Source organism: Methylocystis sp. (genome assembly GCF_046349115.1).
GTDB lineage: Bacteria > Pseudomonadota > Alphaproteobacteria > Rhizobiales > Beijerinckiaceae > Methylocystis.
The window spans coordinates 19048-37079 of record NZ_JAXMCX010000005.1 but is presented as its reverse complement, the minus strand read 5'-3'; the positions used below and the strand labels follow the sequence as shown (position 1 = coordinate 37079).

Annotated in this window: 10 protein-coding genes; 4 read left to right on the top strand and 6 right to left on the bottom strand. The window is 64.5% G+C overall.

Going from position 1 to position 18032, the window contains the following annotated elements; translation table 11 throughout:
* The first annotated feature begins 59 nt into the window (after positions 1–59).
* Both pnp and U1E20_RS13380 read left to right on the top strand, forming a co-directional pair.
* A complete protein-coding gene (gene pnp / locus U1E20_RS13385) occupies positions 60–2216 on the top strand; it encodes a polyribonucleotide nucleotidyltransferase (protein WP_409981123.1) in 2157 nt (718 codons plus the stop codon).
* Between the two features lie 177 nt (positions 2217–2393).
* Entirely contained in the window at positions 2394–3467 is a 1074-nt protein-coding gene (locus tag U1E20_RS13380; RefSeq protein ID WP_409981122.1) for an AI-2E family transporter, read from the top strand.
* Between the two features lie 2 nt (positions 3468–3469).
* Here U1E20_RS13380 and addA read toward each other — a convergent pair whose 3' ends face one another.
* From addA to U1E20_RS13355, 5 genes are read right to left on the bottom strand one after another with little or no spacing between them, the layout of a single operon-like run.
* The gene (gene addA, locus U1E20_RS13375; protein ID WP_409981121.1) at positions 3470–6922 is read right to left on the bottom strand and encodes a double-strand break repair helicase AddA; all 3453 of its coding nucleotides are present in this window, start codon (positions 6920–6922) and stop codon (positions 3470–3472) included.
* Positions 6919–10026 (bottom strand): double-strand break repair protein AddB, encoded by a 3108-nt coding sequence (gene addB, locus U1E20_RS13370; protein ID WP_409981120.1) that lies wholly within the window; start codon positions 10024–10026, stop codon positions 6919–6921. Before addB ends, addA begins: the two co-directional genes overlap by 4 nt.
* Before the next feature lie 5 nt (positions 10027–10031).
* Positions 10032–10724: a nucleotidyltransferase family protein gene (locus U1E20_RS13365; protein ID WP_409981119.1), complete on the bottom strand. Its 693-nt coding sequence runs from the start codon at positions 10722–10724 to the stop codon at positions 10032–10034.
* 28 nt (positions 10725–10752) lie between these two features.
* Complete coding sequence (gene tsaE / locus U1E20_RS13360) at positions 10753–12291, bottom strand: tRNA (adenosine(37)-N6)-threonylcarbamoyltransferase complex ATPase subunit type 1 TsaE (protein ID WP_409981118.1); 1539 nt, start codon at positions 12289–12291, stop codon at positions 10753–10755.
* On the bottom strand, positions 12288–14774 hold the full coding sequence (locus tag U1E20_RS13355) for an ATP-binding protein (RefSeq protein WP_409981117.1): 2487 nt from the start codon (positions 14772–14774) through the stop codon (positions 12288–12290). Before U1E20_RS13355 ends, tsaE begins: the two co-directional genes overlap by 4 nt.
* A 276-nt stretch (positions 14775–15050) precedes the next feature.
* On the opposite strand from U1E20_RS13355, the gene U1E20_RS13350 reads away from it, so the two are divergent.
* Positions 15051–15338, top strand: coding sequence for a hypothetical protein (locus U1E20_RS13350; protein WP_409981116.1), 288 nt, complete (start codon positions 15051–15053; stop codon positions 15336–15338).
* A 48-nt stretch (positions 15339–15386) separates the two neighbouring features.
* Here the strand turns inward: U1E20_RS13350 and ahcY are convergent, their stop codons facing one another.
* Positions 15387–16796 carry an adenosylhomocysteinase gene (gene ahcY / locus U1E20_RS13345; RefSeq protein ID WP_409981115.1) on the bottom strand — a complete coding sequence of 470 codons (1410 nt, stop codon included), beginning with the start codon at positions 16794–16796 and terminating at the stop codon, positions 15387–15389.
* A gap of 500 nt (positions 16797–17296) precedes the next feature.
* Between ahcY and U1E20_RS13340 the strand changes: the two genes are divergently transcribed.
* A complete protein-coding gene (locus U1E20_RS13340; RefSeq protein WP_409981114.1) occupies positions 17297–18031 on the top strand; it encodes a response regulator in 735 nt (244 codons plus the stop codon).
* Position 18032: the final 1 nt, after the last annotated feature.

Below are 18032 nucleotides of genomic sequence, written 5' to 3'. Positions count from 1 at the left end.
CGCAGCTTCTCGCCGTCTTGCTCATGACCAGCCGCTGGCGGCATGAGAGAAAGACCTGCATGTTCCAGATACATCGTGAAGAACTCGATTGGGCGGGGCGCAAGCTCGTGCTCGAGACCGGCAAGGTCGCCCGCCAGGCCGACGGCGCGGTGATGGCGAGCTATGGCGAGACCACCGTGCTCGCGACCGTCGTTTCCGCCAAGGCGCCCAAGCCCGGGCAGGACTTTTTCCCGCTCACCGTCAATTATCAGGAAAAGGCCTTCGCCGCCGGCCGCATACCCGGCGGCTATTTCAAGCGCGAGGGTCGTCCCTCTGAGCGCGAGACGCTGATCTCCCGCCTCATCGACCGGCCGATCCGCCCGCTATTCCCGGACGGCTATCGTAACGACACCCAGGTCATCGTGACGGTGCTGTCGCATGATCTCGAAAACGATCCCGACATTCTCGCCATGGTGGCGGCGTCGGCCGCGCTCACGCTCTCCGGCGTGCCTTTCATGGGGCCGGTCGGCGGCGCGCGGGTCGGCTATATCAACGGCCAGTTGAAGCTCAATCCGACGATCGAGGAGATGAAGACCTCGACGCTCGACCTCGTCGTCGCCGGCACCCAGGACGCGGTGCTCATGGTCGAATCGGAAGCCAAGGAGCTCTCGGAAGAGACGATGCTCGAAGCGGTGATGACCGGCCATCGCGGCTTTCAGGCCGTGATTGACGCGATCATCCGCCTTGCCGAACGCGCCGCCAAGGACCCGCGCGATCTCATCATCGCCGACACGACGGAGGTCGCCAAGGCCGTTTCGGAGATCGCCGAAGCGGAGCTGCGCGAAGCCTATAAGCATACGGTGAAGCAGGAGCGCTACGCCGCCGTCGACGCGGTGAAGGCGAAGGTCATGGCCGCGCTTTTTCCGGAAGGCGGCGAGGCGAAGTTCACCAAGGAACAGGTCGGCGAAATCTTCAAGGAGCTTCAGGCCAAGGTCGTCCGCAACAATATTCTCGACACCGGCCTGCGCATCGACGGCCGTGACGTGAAAACCGTGCGCCCGATCGTCGCCGAGGTCGGCGTACTTCCCCGCACCCATGGCTCGGCGCTGTTCACCCGCGGCGAGACTCAGGCGCTTGTCGTCGCGACACTCGGCACCGGCGAAGACGAGCAATATGTCGATTCGCTCGAGGGCACCTATAAGGAGCGCTTCCTGCTCCATTATAACTTCCCGCCCTATAGCGTCGGCGAGACCGGCCGCATGGGTTCGCCCGGCCGCCGTGAAATCGGCCATGGCAAGCTCGCCTGGCGCGCCATTCGGCCGATGCTGCCGGCGGCGGCGGAGTTCCCCTATACGCTGCGCGTCGTCTCGGAAATCACCGAGTCGAACGGCTCCTCGTCGATGGCGACCGTTTGCGGCACCTCGCTCGCGCTGATGGACGCGGGCGTGCCGCTGAAAGCGCCGACGGCCGGCATCGCCATGGGACTCATCCTCGAAGGCGAGCGCTTCGCCGTGCTTTCCGACATTCTCGGCGACGAGGATCACCTCGGCGACATGGACTTCAAAGTCGCCGGCACCGGCAATGGCGTGACCTCGCTGCAGATGGACATCAAGATCGCCGGCATCACCGAAGAAATCATGAAGGTCGCGCTCGCCCAGGCGAAGGACGGCCGCATGCATATTCTCGGCGAAATGGCCAAGGCGATCGCCAGTTCGCGCGCCGAACTCGGCGAATTCGCGCCGCGCATCGAGACGATGAAGATTCCGACCGACAAGATCCGCGACGTGATCGGCTCGGGCGGCAAGGTCATTCGCGAGATCGTCGAAAAGACCGGCGCCAAGATCAACATCGAGGATGACGGCACGGTGAAGGTCGCCTCTTCCGATGGCAATTCGATCAAGGCGGCGATCAACTGGATCAAGTCGATCGCCTCCGATCCGGAAGTCGGCATGATCTATGAAGGCACGGTGGTGAAGACCGCCGACTTCGGCGCCTTCGTCAATTTCTTCGGCGCCAAGGACGGCCTCGTTCACATTTCGCAGCTCTCCAAGCAGCGGGTGAACAAGACCACCGACGTGGTGAAGGAAGGCGATCGCGTGAAGGTCAAACTTCTCGGCTTCGACGACCGCGGCAAGGTCCGCCTCTCAATGCGCGTCGTCGATCAGGAAACCGGCGAGGACCTCGAGGCCAAGGAAAAGGCCGAACGCGAAGCCGCCGCGGCAAGCGGCGGGGAATAGGATTGCTTAAAGGGCGGCTCTCGAAGCCGCCCTTTTTTGGCCGCAGGCTTTTCAACCGTTTCATGGACTCGCCGCGTCGCAGGCGCGGCTTCCGTTTATGAGGAAGGCGCGAACCGCCGCCTTGCCTCGCGCGCGTTGCGCCCTGTTTATTGGCGGAACGCAACGGCGAGGCGAAAAATGCACGAGGAGCTGGAAGCGTCGGCGCTGGCCGATCAGGAGCAGAAGGTCTCGATCGACGTTTTTGTGCTTGCGAGACTGGCCGTCACGCTTGCCTTTATCGTCGGCGCGCTGCTGGTCGCCGCGCCCTTTCTGCCGGCGCTCACCTGGGCGCTCGTGCTCGCGGTTCTGTTCATTCGTCCGCACCATCTGCTGGAGCGCATCCTGCCGCGCTCGTTTGCGGCCGGCGTCTCGATTCTGATCATCGGGCTTGTCGTCGTCGGCCCGCTGCTGCTCGTGATCGAACGGATCGTCAGCGAGGCCGCGTCGGGCGTCGCCTATGTCCAGCAAGCGGCGCAGGAAGGCGATTGGCGAATGATGCTCAAGGCGCATCCCTGGCTCGCCAGCCTGCAACATTGGTTCGAGCGCAAATTCGATCTTCAGTCGATTTTCTCGCAGGTCGGCGCCTTCCTCACCAATCTCGCCGCGAATTTCTTGCGCGCCTCGACGGGTCAAGTGATCACCACGCTGCTCGCCTTCTATCTGCTCTTCTTTCTGTTGCGCGACCGCGCGGCGGCGCTACAGATGGTGGCGCGGCTGTCGCCCTTTTCCAATCTCGAGACCGGCAAGATCATCGTGCGCGTGCGCGATACGGTTCATGCGATCATTTTCGGAACGCTCGCCGTCGCGGCCTTGCAGGGCCTGCTCGGCGGTTTCATGTTCTGGGCGCTCGACTTGAACTCGCCGGCGCTGTGGGGCCTGATCATGGGGCTCGTGTCGATCGTGCCGGTGCTCGGCTCCTTCGTCATCTGGATCCCGGCGACGATCTATCTTTTGATCGAGGGCCGCTGGGCCGCAGCTCTCATTCTCGGTCTGTGGGGCGGCGTGGTGATCGCCAGCGTCGACAATCTGGTGCGACCGTTGCTGATCGGCGACAGCATGCGGCTGCACACCGTGCCGGCCTTCATCGCGATGCTTGGCGGCCTGCAATTTTTCGGCGCATCGGGCATCTTCCTTGGACCGATCGTCATGACGCTTTGCCCCTTGTTGCTGGACTTCTGGCGCCGTCGCGTCGGACCCGATCAGCCGGCTTAGATTCAGGCGGTCGCGAATTCGCCGTCGAGCGCGGCGGTCAGCGCCGTCTCCTCGGCCTCAAACACGCTGGCGTTTTGCGTATAGATCAAAAAGCAGCGCAGCCGCTTGCCTGGGAAGAGCGGCGCCACCGCGGCGCGGTAGAGGGCGAGCTGACGCAGATGCGCGTCTTCGATTTTTCCGCGCGGCCGTCCCGTCTTGAATTCGGCGATCAGCGCTTCGCTCGCCGTTTCCGCGACCCGGTCGATGCGGCCCGAGACGACCGCGCCAATCTCCAGCTTCGCGACAATGTCGACCTCCGGACTCGAGTCCGGTCCAAAGAGCGGCGCAAGCCGCGGGTCGCCGATGATGGCGAGCGCCGCCTGCGCCAGCGCCGTCCGTACGTCTTCGTTCAGGAAAGCGCCGCGCGCTAAAATAAAACGCCGCGCCGCCTCTCGCCGATGATCCGGCGCGCAGGCGGGCAGATGCTGCAACAGCGCGTGAACCAGTCGTCCGCGCAGCAATCGCTCCGCCTGGTCAGCTTTCGCCGGACTCTGACTAGCGAAGTCGATCGCGTCGGCGCCGGCAAGCGCGCTCGACGGACGCAGCGGCGGCGCCGGCGCGTCTTCGCGTTTCGCCTTTGTCGTGGCGAAAGCGGGAAGGTCGACGTCGACAGGCGCCTGCTCCTCTCTCGCAAGACCAAATCGCGGCAAGACGGCGCTGCGTCGTAGAATGGTCGACGCGGGATTGAGAGGGTCGGGAACAATCTCGCAGCTTGGTTCGAGCGCCAGACGAATGGCGTCGTGCCAGCAACCCTCGGCGCGCCCTCTCACGCCATGGGCGCCGCAAATATAGAGGCGCTCCTCGGCCCGCGTCAGCGCGACATAGAGCAGGCGCTGGCTTTCCTCGCTTTCGCCCCGCCGATGCGCATCGCGCGCCTTTTTCAGCGCGGCGGGATCGCCGTCCACGCCGAGCGACCAGAGAAGAACCGCTTCATCCTCGGCGCCGAACACATAAAGCTTGGGATCGTGCTTTCCCGAAGGCGCGCCGCAGGTGTCGGGCAGAAAGACGATTTTCGCCTCCAAGCCCTTCGCTGCATGAGCGGTCATCACCCGCACCGCGCCGCCGGCCGACTCCATATCGCGCTTGATCGAGAGATCGAGCGACTCGGCCATCGCCAGAAACTTTGCGAGCGAGGGCGGCTGTTCGCGTTCGAAACTCGCGGCGAGTTTTAAAAATTCGTCGATCGCGTCTTCGGCTTCGCCGCCAAGTCTTGCGACAAGCTGCGCGCGTCCGCCATCCGAGCCGAGAACATGGCTGTAGAAATCAAAGGGCGCGCGCTCGGCAGCGTCGCCCCGCAAGCGCTGGAGCCGCTCGGCGGCGGCGCGGCAAAGCGGGTCTTCCGACTCGGCGAGCGCTTCGATAAGCGACGCGCGCCGGCCCGGCGCGAGCGCGATGAGATCGTCGTCGTCGAAACCGAAGAACGGCGACTTCAATACGCTCGCCAATGTCAGATCGTCCTGCGGCAGCCGCGCCGCGCGTCCGAGCGCGATAAGATCATGCACGGCGATGTGATCGGCGAGATTGAGCCGGTCGGCGCCGGCGACGGCGATATGTTCGCTCTTTAAGGCGCGAATGATCGCCTCGAACAGCGGGCCGCGTTTGCGCACGAGAATCAATATGTCGCCGGCTTTGATGGGACGCAATGCGCGGCGATCCTCGACGCATTCGCCGTTTTCGGGCGCAAGCAGCGCTTTGATCTTGCGCGCGAGCCTTTGCGCCAGCTGCTCATTGGGGTCGCTTGCGTCGGCATAGTCGAGCGGCAGACGCCAGTCGCTCGGGTCCGACGCTTTTTCCGGGCCGATCGGCTCCCAGATTTCGATAAGCGCGGCGACGTCGGATTTCCACGCCTCATGTTTTGGCGCCGGCTCCTGCGGATCGAAACTGAGGCCGAGACGATTTGTTTCAAGCGCGAAAATTTCGTCCACGGCTTGCAGCACGCCCGGCGCCGAACGAAAGGACTGGGTCAGCGTCACTGCTTCGAAGCGTCGCTCGGCGCGTTCGAATCGCGCCCGAAATTCGCGCCGCATCGCCTCGAATCTTTCCGGCGCCGCGCCTTGAAACGAAAAGATCGACTGTTTCTCGTCGCCGACCGCAAAGAAACTGCGCGGCGGTCCGCGCCTCGCTTCGCGAGCGCCGGCGCCGGCGCAGAATTCATCGGCGATCGTCGCCAAAATATCCCATTGCGCCGCACTCGTATCCTGCGCCTCGTCGAGCAATATGTGATCGATCTGCGCGTCGAGCTTGTAGAGCACCCATGACGGGCTCGAACGATGGAGCAGGCGCCGCGCGCCTTCGATCAGATCGTCATAGTCGAGCAGCCCTCGCCGCCTTTTGGCGTGCTCATATTCTGCGAGGATGGCGTCGCCGAGCGCATGAAGCGCCAGGGACCGCTCGGCGACGGCGACAGCCTTGCGTTTTTCGACGAGCGCAATGAGCCGGTCGCGCTCGGCCTCCACGCGCGCGAGAAGCTGCGGTTCGCGCTTGGCGAGAGCGCTCGTGACGATTTTTGTTTTTCCGACGCCGCGCGGTTCGCCATCCTTCGTGAAGAAGGCGCAAAGATAGTCGTCGATACAATTTGGATGCGGCGCCAGCGCGAAGGCGGCGTCAAGCGAATCGGCGAGCTTGCGGTCGTTCGGCGAACCGCCGCGCAGCGCTTTGGCGAGCGCGGACCATGCCGCCGGCGGTTCGCCCTCGTCGATGATCGCGGCTTCGATCCGCGCGAGCGTTTCATCGGGGCGCAGACCGACCGCGGCGAAAACTCTCGCCTCGTAATCGTCCTGCTCGCGCATGCGCGAGATTTTCTGGCGATGTTGCAGCAATTCCTGGCAGAGCGCGTCGAAGCCCGCCGCCGAAGCCTCGCGGGCGACGCACTCCAGCGCGTCGCGCAAGGGTCCACGATCTCGCGTCGCGGCGGCGAGCGCGCGGCGGCGCGCGGCGTCGATCAGCTCGGCGCGCTCAAGATCATCGACGACGCGGAAGGACGCCGGAACATTGGCCTCTAACGGAAAGATGTGCAGCAGCTTCTCGCAGAAGGCGTGAATCGTCTGGATTTTGAGTCCGCCAGGCGTCTCGACGGCGCGGGCGAAAAGTCGTCGCGCGGAATCAAGATCAATGCGCGACTCGGTTGTCGCACCCAACTCAGTGATCTCTTTGGCGAGCGCAGCGTCATCGAGGGTCGCCCAGCGCGCGAGCCTGTCGAAGACCCGCGACCCCATATTGGCGGCGGCGGCCTTGGTGTAAGTGAGGCAGAGAATTTGCGACGGCCGCGCGCCGGCGAGCAGCAGCCGCAACACCCGCTGCGCCAAGACATGGGTCTTGCCCGACCCGGCATGCGCCGAAACCCAGGCCGACGCGAAAGGATCGGAGGCGGTTTGCTGATGTTTGATCGTCAGGCCGCCGACCGGACGCTCGCTCATGCCTCCTCCCCGCCGCCGCGCATCCATTCCTTTACACGCGCGAGGTGATCATAGTCGCCGACATCGCGGAGGAAGGCCGGATGCGGCCGCGATGCATAGGGCATCGACTCTTCGCGAAACTGCGACAGGAGCTCATGGAGCTGCGCGCGATGCGTCGCGACGATGTCGGCGAAACTCGCATCTTTCCATTCGAGCCATTGTGTCTTGCCACCCTTGCCCAGTCCGATATAGGCGGCCCCGACGACATGCCGCGCGCCAACCTCTGCGAAGGCGCCAGCTTCAATCATCGCCGCCTCCAACGTCAGCTGCGGCGACCAGCCGACCTTCACCTGCTTGTTGGTCGGCGGCGCGCCGGTTTTGTAATCGAAGACATAAGCGTCCCCCTCTCCGTCGACCTCTATGCGATCGGCGATCGCGGTCACGCGAAACAGACTTTCGTCGGAGAGCGTCAGCGCCATCTCGCCAGAAATTTCGACATGGATCTCACAGCCGCGCGCGCGCCGCGCCTGTTCGAAGCCGAGCGCATGATCGAGCCCGGCCTCGATGCGCGGCCATTGGAAGCTTGCGAAAGAGGGGTCGGCCATGAAGACGTCGAGCTTCTCGCGCGCGAGACTGAGCAACACGCCGCGCGCGTCATGAGGGAGCGCGCCGCGCGGATTGCGCGTCACGAATTCGGCAAGCGCGTCATGAATCGCCATGCCGATTTCCCGTGCGCCGGCCTCCCTGCCGATCGGCGCCAGCGGCGTGAGTTTGAGAATATATTCGGCGAAAATCGCATAAGGATCGCGACGGAGGCGTTCGATGCGGGTGACGCTCAAGCGTTGCGGGCGCAGCGCGAGAGCGGGGCGCGGCTGCGGTCGTTCGATCGATGTCGTCTCCTTTGGCCGATCCAGCGCCGCGGCGACGGCGAGCATGGCGTCGCCGCGCGTCTTGCAATCTTTAAAGGCGTCGCCGGCGAGCGCCGCGAGACGCGCGATGAACCGCGAGGGAACCGTCGGCGAACCGTCGCGCTTGATCGCGCGGCTCAAGACGACGCGCTGCGCGCCGAGCGCCATGATAAAATCATGGGCGCTCTGACCGATGCGCCGCTCCGGCGCCATCAGGCCGAGCTGCGCGCGCATCGAGCGATTGAGAAAGGCGCCCGTGTCGGTCTGCGGCGGCCATATGCCTTCGTCCAGTCCGGCGAGCAGGATAAGATCGGCGTCGATGAGCCGCGCTTCCAGTGGCCCGAGAATTTTTAACCGCGGATGCGCACGCCTTGGACCGCGCAGCATCGTCTCGGAAAGCAGTCGATCGAACAACGCCGCATAATTATGCGCGTCAAACCCCGGCGGCGCCTCGGCGCGCGCGAGCCGGTCGAAGAGTTCGAACAGCGCCGAGGCGCCTTCTTCATCAAGCTCTTCGATGCCGGCGATCACCGAGTCGAGCGCGGCGCGATGCGCGCGGGCGCGATCCGCGAGGGAGGACGTCGACGCCAAAGCGGCAAATGGCGCGAAAGCGGCGTCGAGGCGCGTGAAGGCGTCTTCGATTTCGCGCCATTCGTCGTCCGTAATGCGGCGCGCCGCCGGATGCGCGTGCTTCGCCCGCGCCAATTCGCGCGCCGGGGCGACGCGCGACGCCCAACGCCCGTCAGGCTCATTGAAGACGCGCAACGCGCCGATCTCGATCAGCGGCGCGAGCGCGGCGACGCGCGCGCGCGACAGCCCCAGCGCCGCCAGCGGATGCGCAAGCAACGCCGCGACATTGACGGCGCCGGCGCCATCCGATCCGATCGCCGCGAGGAGCCGCGCCAGCGCGCCGATTGATGTCCGCGCCAATGGCATGCCGCCGGAATCATCGATTTCGATATCGAAGCGCCGCAACTCGGCGCCGACGCGCCGCGCGATAAGCCGATCCGGCGTGACCAGCGCCGCGGTGCGGCCGGTCGTCTCCAGCGCTTCGCGCATGAACAGCGCGAGCGTAAAAGCTTCCAGCCGTTCGTCGGGCGCTTCGAGCGAAATCACGCCTTCCAGCGCCGACGCGAAGACGACGCTCTCCGCCGCCTGATAATCGCGCCATGCGGAAGTCGCCTGCGCCGGCGCCATGGCTTGCGACACGAACGACCGCCGCGCCAATAGCGCTGGGGTCAGGCGCGCGAGTTCGCGCGGCTCGTCGCGCGCGACGCCCATCGCGGCGAGCAGGCGCTTCAACATCGTTTGCGGATGGGTGAAGGCCGGTTCTCCGGCATGGTCAGTTTGGCCAACGCTCGCCCAGGCTTCTTCGCTCATCGACTGATCGAGGCCCGGCAGTACCACCGCGCCATTGTCGAGCGCGGCGATGGCGGCAAGCAGCCGCGCCGTCGCCGGTTGCGCGCCGGTCGAACCCAGCGCGATCACCGGCGCAGGCGGCGGCGCGCGGGTGAGCGCCGCGATCTGCGCTTCGATGAGGCGCTTTTGATAGGCGCTGGCGTCGATGCGCCCACGCTCAAACAGAATCCGCGGCCATTCATGCAGAGCGATCCGCAGAAATCGCGTGGTGATCGCCCAGAAATCGCTGTAGGCGTCGTCGCTCAGCGTCTCGAAGGCATCCGCTGAAACGTCTTCAATGTGCAATTCGTCGATCAGCGCGCCAAGGTCGGCGGCAAGCGCATAGGCCGCCGATGGCGTCGATGCGACCAGCAGCGGCTCGCTCTCGTGCAGATTAGGCGCGCCGGTCGGATCGATCGTGATGATCGCGCGTCCCAGGGCTTCCGCCCATTGCAAAATCAGCTGCGACAGAAGCAGGCGCCGCTCCAGCTCTTCGATCGGCGCGGCGAGCGGCGCGTCGGCGTCGATATCAAAGTCAGCGCCGAACAGCGCGGCGTTCTCGCGCTCCTCCAAGGCGCCGAGCGGCAGAATGCGCGGCAGCAGCGTGGCGCGTTGATTCAGCGCCTGTGCGAATTCGGCCGCGAGCGCGCGCGCCGCGCGTTGCGTCGGCACATAGATCGTGGCGCGGGCCATCGTCAGCGGCGGCGTCTCGCGCGACAGCGCCGGAACGATCTCGCCATCGAGCAGAGCGCGAACGAAGGTCTTCAGAAACGGCGCGCCTGGCGCGATGGTGAAAAGATTGCGCCGGCGCGCTGTCATCGCCTTCAGCCCCGGCGCGCCGCGATCGCCCGTTCGGCTTCATCGATCGCAGCGATCGTGCCGACGTGAAGCCACAGACCGCTGGAGACGACCCCATGGAGCCGTCCCTTGCCGGCGGCGTCAAAAAAGAACGGCGCGAGCTTGAAGACGTCGTCCGCGACGCCGGCGAAGAGCTGCGGCTTTATCAGTCCAACGCCGGCGTAGACATAGGGTTTGGCGCCATCGCGCCGGACGATGCGCCCCTCGGCGTCAAGATCGAAATCGCCGTCCCAGTCGACTCCGACGCTGCCAATCGTCGGCGCGAGCAGCAGCGCCGCATCCATCCTGTCGGCGTCGAAGGCCTCGGCGAGCGCGAGAATGTTGGAGCGCGCGGCGTCGACCCAGAAGGCGTCGGTGTTGCAGACGAAGAAAGGATCGTCGCCGATCAGCGGAAGCGCCTTTTTTATGCCGCCGCCCTGATCGAGCAATAGTCCGCGCTCGTCGGAAATGACGATGCGCGGGCTTGCGCGCCGCGCGAGGTGCGCCTCGATCTGATCGGCGAGATGATGGACATTGACGATCGCCGTTTCGACGCCGGCTCGCTCGAATTCGTCGAGCGCACGGTCGATGAGCGTGCGGCCGGCGACGCGAACCAGCGGCTTCGGCGTCGCCTCGGTCAGCGGCCGCATGCGCGTCCCAAGCCCGGCCGCGAACACCATCGCGACGCTCGGCGCAGGCGTCGGCCGATCAGGCGTCTGGAAACAAGCCGGGGATGCTGGCCTCATACCAAGCCTTGACGTCCGCCAGCGCCGGATGGCGCAGGCTTTTTCTTAGATAGGATTCAACGCGCGGAAGATGCGCGAGATATTGCGGCTTGCCGTCGCGTTGATCGAGCCGCGCGAAAATTCCCAAAATCTTCGTTGCGCGCTGCGCCGCCAGGATCGCGTAAGCCTTGGCGAAAGCGGCCATGTCGAATGCCGGATCGGCGTCGCGCCGCAGTTTGGCGTAAGCGGCGAGCAGCTTCAACTCCAAATCGTCGGGCGCGTCGACGCGGGCGTCCTGCCCCAGCGACGCCACGTCATAGGCGGGATGGCCGAGCACGCAATCCTGGAAATCGAGCATGCCGATCCGCGCCAAGCCTTCGCGCTGCGCGAGCCACAAAAGATTGGGAGAGTGATAGTCCCTCAGCGTCCAGGTCGGGGCGGCGGTCGCCGCTTGGACGAGCGCCTGGCGCCAGAGATTGAGAAAAATGGCGCGCGCGCCCGACGAGATCGGCGCCTTCACGCGCGGCAGATACCAATCGACCAGCAACTCCACTTCGATCAGCAGCGCGTCGAGATCATAGGGCGGGATATGATAATCGCCATAGCCTTCGATCGCGATCGAATCCGGCAATTGCTGCGCGTGAAGAAAGGCGAGCGCGGCCGCCGCCTCGAGATAGCGCTCGACGATGGGGCCGTTTTCATCGACGACGCCCTCGCCGCCAAGGTCCTCGATGATCAGCAGGCCGGAGTCGAGGTCTTTTGCGTAAACTTCTGGCGCCGACAGTCCCAGTCCGCGCAGCGCTTGCGACAGCGCGACGAAAGGAACGACATTTTCGGCGAGCCGCGCGATGGCGCTGTAGGATTTGCCATAGCGAATCGGCGGTCCGTCGGGCCGCGCCGGCGAGATCATCAGAATGGCGCGTCGCCCGTCCGGCCGTTCGAGGCGTTCATAAGCGCGCGTCGAGGCGTCGCCTTGCAAAAAGCTGCGCGAGGCGCCGGCCCAGCCCGACTTGCGCAGAAGTTCGCGAATCGCCTTGAAGGACGCAAGCTGCGAGACGAAGCGGCCGTAGCCGGAGATCGTCAGACGCCGCGCCTCGCGGTTGTCGCCGTCGACGAAGCTCAACCGCACTTCTAGCCGATCGGGCGAGAGCGCTTCGCGGGCGCGTTCGGCCCATTCGACGAGCACGATCGACTCGTCGGTCGCCTCTTCCCAGCCAAGACCTGCAAGTTCCGCGGCGTCTTCGAGCCGGTAGAAGTCGGCGTGGACGATGCGATTCCCGGCGCCCTCGTAAATCTGCATCAGCGTGAAGGTCGGGCTTGGCGCCTCGAGCGCCGGGTCTTCGACCAGGGCGCGAATAAGCGCCCGCGCGAAAGTCGTCTTGCCGGCGCCAAGATCGCCGGAGAGCATGACGGCGTCGCCCGCGCGAACCAGCGCGGAAAACTCTCGCGCCAGTTCGATCGTTTCGGCTTCGCTGCCGACGTCGAGACGCCAGACCGATTTTTGCGATGATTCCTCGCTCATTCGGCGTCTCCCGCGCGCGCCGCCGCGAGACTCGCCGCTTCATGCGCGGCAGGCGCAGGAAAAATGCAGGTCACGGTCGTGCCTTCGCCGGGCGCGGAATCGATGAAGACCTTGCCGCCGTGAAGCTCCATGAAGGCGCGCACGATGGAGAGGCCCAGTCCCACGCCGCGGTGACGCGAGCCGGCGGTGTGCGAGGCGAACCGATCGAATACGCGTTCGAGAATCTCCGGCGACATTCCGCGCCCGCGATCGGTGACCTTGAAGACGATGTCGTTCTCGCGCCGCATCGCGGCGAGCGTGACGGTCTGGCCCGGACGCGAGAAGCCGATGGCGTTGGATAGGAGATTGAACAGAATTTGGCGCACCCGCTTGGCGTCGCCGCGGAAAGTTCCAACATCGTCCATCGGGACGATCTGCACGTCGATCGAATTTTCGACGAGACGGTCCTGCACGCCTTCAATCACCGCGCGCATCGTCGCCTCCACGTCGACGTCGGAAAACTCAAGCTCCATCGCGTCTTCGTCGATCGTCGCGAGATCGAGAATATCGTCGACGATGGCGAGCAGCGCCGCCGAGGATTTGCCCACATAGCCGAGATATTCGCGCTGACGCGGATTGAGCGGGCCGGTCGAGGACTCGCCGAGAAGATGCACGAAGCCGTTGATGTTGTTGAGCGGCGAGCGCAATTCGTAGCTGACGTGATGAATGAAGTCGTTGCGCAGCTTTTCGGCGGCGAGCAACGCCTTGTTGCGATCCGTCAGCGCGCGTTCGACATTCACGTCGGCCGAAACATCGACGAAGGTCAGCAGCGCGGCGCCGTCGAGCAGCGGCTGCGCCGCGCAGTCGAGGACGACGCCGTCATTGCGTTCGATGCGCCGGTTGAAGCCTTCGCGCATTTCATTGAGGCCTGTAACGAAGCCCTGCAGCGCCGCCCATGTCGCCTCGTCTGGATGAAGCGCGCAACATTTGGCGGCAAGCGCCTCAAAGCGCGGCCGCTTCGCCAGATCGTCGGGATCAAGCCGCCACAGGCTGGCGAAGGCGGGATTGCTGAACGTCAGGCGCCCGTCGGAGCCGAACACCGCGACGCCCTCATGGAGCGTGTCGAGCGTTTCGCTCTGCATGCGGGCCAGCGCATTGACCCGCGTTTCGAGATCATAGGCCTTGGTGGCGTCGTCATAGAGATAAGTGACGCCGCCTTTCGGATTGGGATGCGCGACGACGTCGATGATCCGGCCATTCGGCAGATGCCAGGTGTGATGGATAGGCTCCGGCGACTGATAGGCTTCGAACAGTCGTTCTTTCCACGCCCGGTAATCTGATTCGACCGGGACGCGCTGCTCGGCGCGCAGCCGATCGAGAATCTGCCCGTCGGTCGGTTGTTGGTCGAGAAAATTCGGATCGAGCTGCCATAGCTTGGCGTAAGCGTCGTTACTGTAAATCAGCCGGCGCGCGCGATCGAAACTCGCCACCGCCGTCGGCAGCTGATCGAGCGTGCGCACATGCGATTGCATCTGCCGTTCGAGATCGGCGCGCACCGTCTCGATCTCGCGCCGGTCGATGGCGATGGCGGCGGCGGCGCCCGAAGCCGCCGCCTGCGTCACATCGAGCTGATGGCGTTCGCCGGCGACCACGGCGTTGACGCGTTCGCGCCAGACGCTGTTCTTCAAGCGGGCCTCTTCGGCGGCGCCGCGCGCTGTCTGGTCGAGCAGCTCCAATTTGCGGGAGACGGCGTCTTCGGGACTCTTTGCTTCGACCGCCTGGGCATAGGCGTCATTGACGAAGACGAGTTCGCCCGCCTCATCGCGAATCCAGAAGGGCGCCGGCAGCGCCTTGAGCATCGCGCGCAGTCCGGCAAGTTCGGATTGCGCCGCGCCATAGCGCTCGCGCAGGCCGATCAGCTCCAGCCGGTCGCCGGAAACTTCGCGAATGCGCAGCACGACGCCGCCGCCGACCGCCCGCCCTTCGGCGTCGAAGTGCCGTCCGGCGACGCCAAGGAGCGCGAGGCGGAAGCTTTCGCCGCTCTTGCGCAGACGCTCGACCGCGCTTTCCAGCTCCGTCGCGTCCTTTGGCGCAAGCCAGGCGTCGAAATTCAAGATGCGGCGCGGCGCGGCGGCGGCCCCGGTCATGACCAGCGACGAGGAATGAATGTCGGGTTCCGCATCGGGCGACTTCCAGGCGATGAAAATCTGTGGCTCGGAGGCAAGGAAGTTTTTCGCCCGATCGAGCTGGGCGCGGGAATCGTCGAGTTCAGCGCTGATGGCGGCGTCGCGCCGTCGCCAGAGGGCGCGCTCGCGCAGATAGCCGATCGCCATGGCCGCGGCGAAAATCGCCAGGCCGCCGCTCAGGGCGAAGCTGACGATTTGCGGCTCGATCGGCGGATCGTCGAGAAAGCCCGCCGCGCGCGCCGACGCCGCATTGAGCCACAGGAGCAGAGACCCTAGAGAAGCGCCGGAATTTCTGGTCGCGCGCCGCCGTCCCGTCATCGCGACGACAGCTCCGCTTGCTGGCGATCGGGTTGCTTGCAATCGGCTTGCTGGCGATCGGCTTGGCGCGTCACGAGAACCGGTCTCCACGGTCAGTTGAGGGAGCTCATCACGACACCGCCTGAAGCGGCTCACGCAGGACGGGGACGAAAGCCCTCGGCGCGCAGGACCATGCCCGCCGCGCCGGATGCGAATCAGCTTCAATCTAAAGCGCCAAAGCCCAAAACGGAATCTGTGAGGCGCGAAAAAGCGTCGCAAAGAGCGGCCTCGCTTCAGATGTGCAAGGCCCGCCGGCCGGAGAGCGCCGATGCGCGCGGCGGCGCTTCGTGCTATCGTTTCGACATGGAAAAGCCGGCGGTCAAACCTACTTCCCCCATCGACGAAGCCGCAGGCGAGGGCCAGCGCGACGCGCAGCATTCGCAGGCGATCGAGGGCGATCCGCTGACAGCGGAAGAAATCGCCATGTTCGAAATGCTCGAACGCGACTGGTGGAGCGAGGAACAGGAGGAGGCCGATATCGCCGAGATGATGCGGCGGCAGACGGCGATCAAGAAAACCAGATGAGTGATGGCCGGGACAAGCCCGGCCACAGCGCGAGACCGCGTCTTCGCATCAATAGCGGTAATGTTCCGGCTTGAACGGGCCTTCCTTCGGCAGGTTGAGATATTTCGCCTGCTCGTCGGTCATCTGCGTCAGCTTCACGCCGATCTTGTCGAGATGGAGCGAGGCGACCTTCTCGTCGAGGTGCTTGGGCAGCGTATAGACGCCGACCGCATATTGGCCCTGCTTGGTCCACAATTCGATCTGCGCCAGCGTCTGATTGGTGAAGGACGCCGACATCACGAAGGACGGATGGCCAGTCGCGCAGCCGAGATTCACCAGACGACCTTCCGCCAAGAGCAGAATGCGCTTGCCGTCCTGGAACTCGATTTCATCGACCTGCGGCTTCACATTGTGCCACTTCAGATTACGCAGGCCGGCGACCTGAATCTCCGAATCGAAATGGCCGATGTTGCAGACGATCGCGCGGTCCTTCATGGCGCGCATATGCTCGATGGTGATCACATCGACATTGCCGGTCGCCGTGCAGAAAATGTCGGCGCGCGGCGCCGCCTCCTCCATCGTCGTGACTTCATAGCCTTCCATCGCCGCCTGCAGCGCGCAGATCGGATCGATTTCGGTGACAATGACGCGGCAGCCGGCGTTGCGCAGCGAGGCCGCCGAGCCCTTGCCGACATCGCCATAGCCGGCGATGCAGGCGACCTTGCCGGCCATCATCACATCGGTGGCGCGGCGCACGCCGTCGACCAGCGACTCGCGGCAGCCATAGAGATTATCGAATTTCGACTTCGTGACCGAGTCATTGACGTTGATCGCCGGCCACAGGAGCTTGCCCTCCTTATGCATCGTATAAAGGCGATGCACGCCGGTCGTCGTCTCCTCGGTGACGCCTTTGATCGCCTCGGCGTTGCGCTTGTAGAAGCCCGGATTGGACTTCAACCGCTTCTTGATCGCGGCGAAGAGAACTTCCTCTTCCTCATTGGTCGCCTTGTCGAGGAAGGCGACATCGCCCTGCTCGGCGCGCAGGCCGAGATGGATGAGCAGCGTCGCGTCGCCGCCGTCGTCGAGAATCATGTTCGGGCAGCCGCCGTCGCCCCATTCGAAAATCTTGTGGGTATAGTCCCAATAATCTTCGAGGCTCTCGCCCTTCTTGGCGAAGACCGGCGTGCCGGTCGCGGCGATAGCGGCGGCGGCGTGGTCCTGCGTCGAATAGATGTTGCAGGAGGCCCAGCGCACATCGGCGCCGAGCGCCTTCAGGGTCTCGATCAGCACCGCCGTCTGGATGGTCATGTGGAGCGAGCCCGCGACGCGCGCGCCCTTGAGCGGCTGGGCGGGGCCAAATTCGGCGCGGGTCGCCATCAGCCCGGGCATTTCGGTCTCGGCGATGGCGATTTCCTTGCGGCCCCATTCGGCGAGCGCAAGGTCGGTGACGGCGAAATCGTTAAAGTGATGTGCGGTCATGCGAAATCCTTCTGTTTCGTGCGGCCCGGTTGAAGTCCATAGATGGCCCGCGGTCTCCCAAGGTCGTCATTGCGAGGAGCGCAGCGACGAAGCAATCCAGAGTCACTGGGCGCATTCTGGATTGCTTCGCCTCCGGCTCGCAATGACGACCGCCCCGGCTGTCATTCCCGACGCTTTGCGTGAGCAAAGCGATCGGGAATCCAGAGCAAAACCAGCAAGGCTGGAGCTTCTCTGGATTCCCGGTCGGGCCTGCGGCCCGCCGGGAATGACACGCCGGAACGGCTCAACCGAATTCCCGCCGCCGGCCCAGGTCGGCGACTCGGCGCAAGCCTATAGCAGGGGCGGCCAGGAAAGGCAATAAAGATATAAAGATTTCTTTATGTCTGCCTGCCATGATAGCCGGGTCAGCGCAACAAAATGAAACAAACGCGCCAGAATCTCGACACAGCTGTGCGGAACCCTCGGCTCGGAAGTCGCCGCTCGCTTGGAGCCGAGCGCAAATGAAATTCTTGGCCTTGAATGAAATAAACCCGTCAAGCGCGGCCGATAGGCGATCGATCCTCGTCATAGAGGACGACGAGGAAATCAGATCGCTCATCTCCAAATACCTCAGCGACCACGGGTTTAAGGTGATGGTCGCGCCAGACGGCAAACAGATGGACGAAGTCCTCGCGAGCGAGCATGTCGATCTCATCGTGCTCGACGTCAACCTTCCCGACGAGGATGGATTTTCGATCTGCATGCGCTTGCGGAACACGCGCAGCCCCCCATTGATCATGCTAACCGCGCGCGGCGAAGACACGGACCGTATACTCGGCATCGAACTCGGCGCCGACGATTATCTGGTCAAGCCCTTTGTGCCCCGTGAGCTGCTGGCGCGCATCGGCGCCGTCCTGCGCCGGACCGCGCCGGACATCGAGCCGCGTGGGCAATTTAACGCCTTTTGCTTCGCCGGCTTTGTTTTGGATCCTTTCTCACGTCGCCTGTCGGGGCCGACCGGCGTAAGGGTGATTTTGACGAGCGCTGAATTCGATCTATTGCTGACCTTCTGCCGCAACCCCGGAAAAGTATTCTCGCGCGACGAATTGAAGGCGGCGTCAACGACTGAGCGGAGCGTGGACATTCTGGTAAGCCGGCTTCGTCAAAAGATCGAGATTGACCCGCGAGCCCCGGCGCACATTCAGACGGTCCGCTCTATCGGCTACACGTTCACGGCGAAAGTCAGCATTCAGTGAA

Coding starts and splice junctions, on each gene's coding strand:
- U1E20_RS13350 (WP_409981116.1), top strand. CDS start 15,051: ATGTGCAAGGCCCGCCGGCCGGAGAGCGCCGATGCGCGCGGCGGCGCT.
- ahcY (WP_409981115.1), bottom strand. CDS start 16,796: ATGACCGCACATCACTTTAACGATTTCGCCGTCACCGACCTTGCGCTC.
- U1E20_RS13365 (WP_409981119.1), bottom strand. CDS start 10,724: ATGGTGTTCGCGGCCGGGCTTGGGACGCGCATGCGGCCGCTGACCGAG.
- U1E20_RS13380 (WP_409981122.1), top strand. CDS start 2,394: ATGCACGAGGAGCTGGAAGCGTCGGCGCTGGCCGATCAGGAGCAGAAG.
- U1E20_RS13340 (WP_409981114.1), top strand. CDS start 17,297: ATGAAATTCTTGGCCTTGAATGAAATAAACCCGTCAAGCGCGGCCGAT.
- addB (WP_409981120.1), bottom strand. CDS start 10,026: ATGACAGCGCGCCGGCGCAATCTTTTCACCATCGCGCCAGGCGCGCCG.
- tsaE (WP_409981118.1), bottom strand. CDS start 12,291: ATGAGCGAGGAATCATCGCAAAAATCGGTCTGGCGTCTCGACGTCGGC.
- addA (WP_409981121.1), bottom strand. CDS start 6,922: ATGAGCGAGCGTCCGGTCGGCGGCCTGACGATCAAACATCAGCAAACC.
- U1E20_RS13355 (WP_409981117.1), bottom strand. CDS start 14,774: ATGACGGGACGGCGGCGCGCGACCAGAAATTCCGGCGCTTCTCTAGGG.
- pnp (WP_409981123.1), top strand. CDS start 60: ATGTTCCAGATACATCGTGAAGAACTCGATTGGGCGGGGCGCAAGCTC.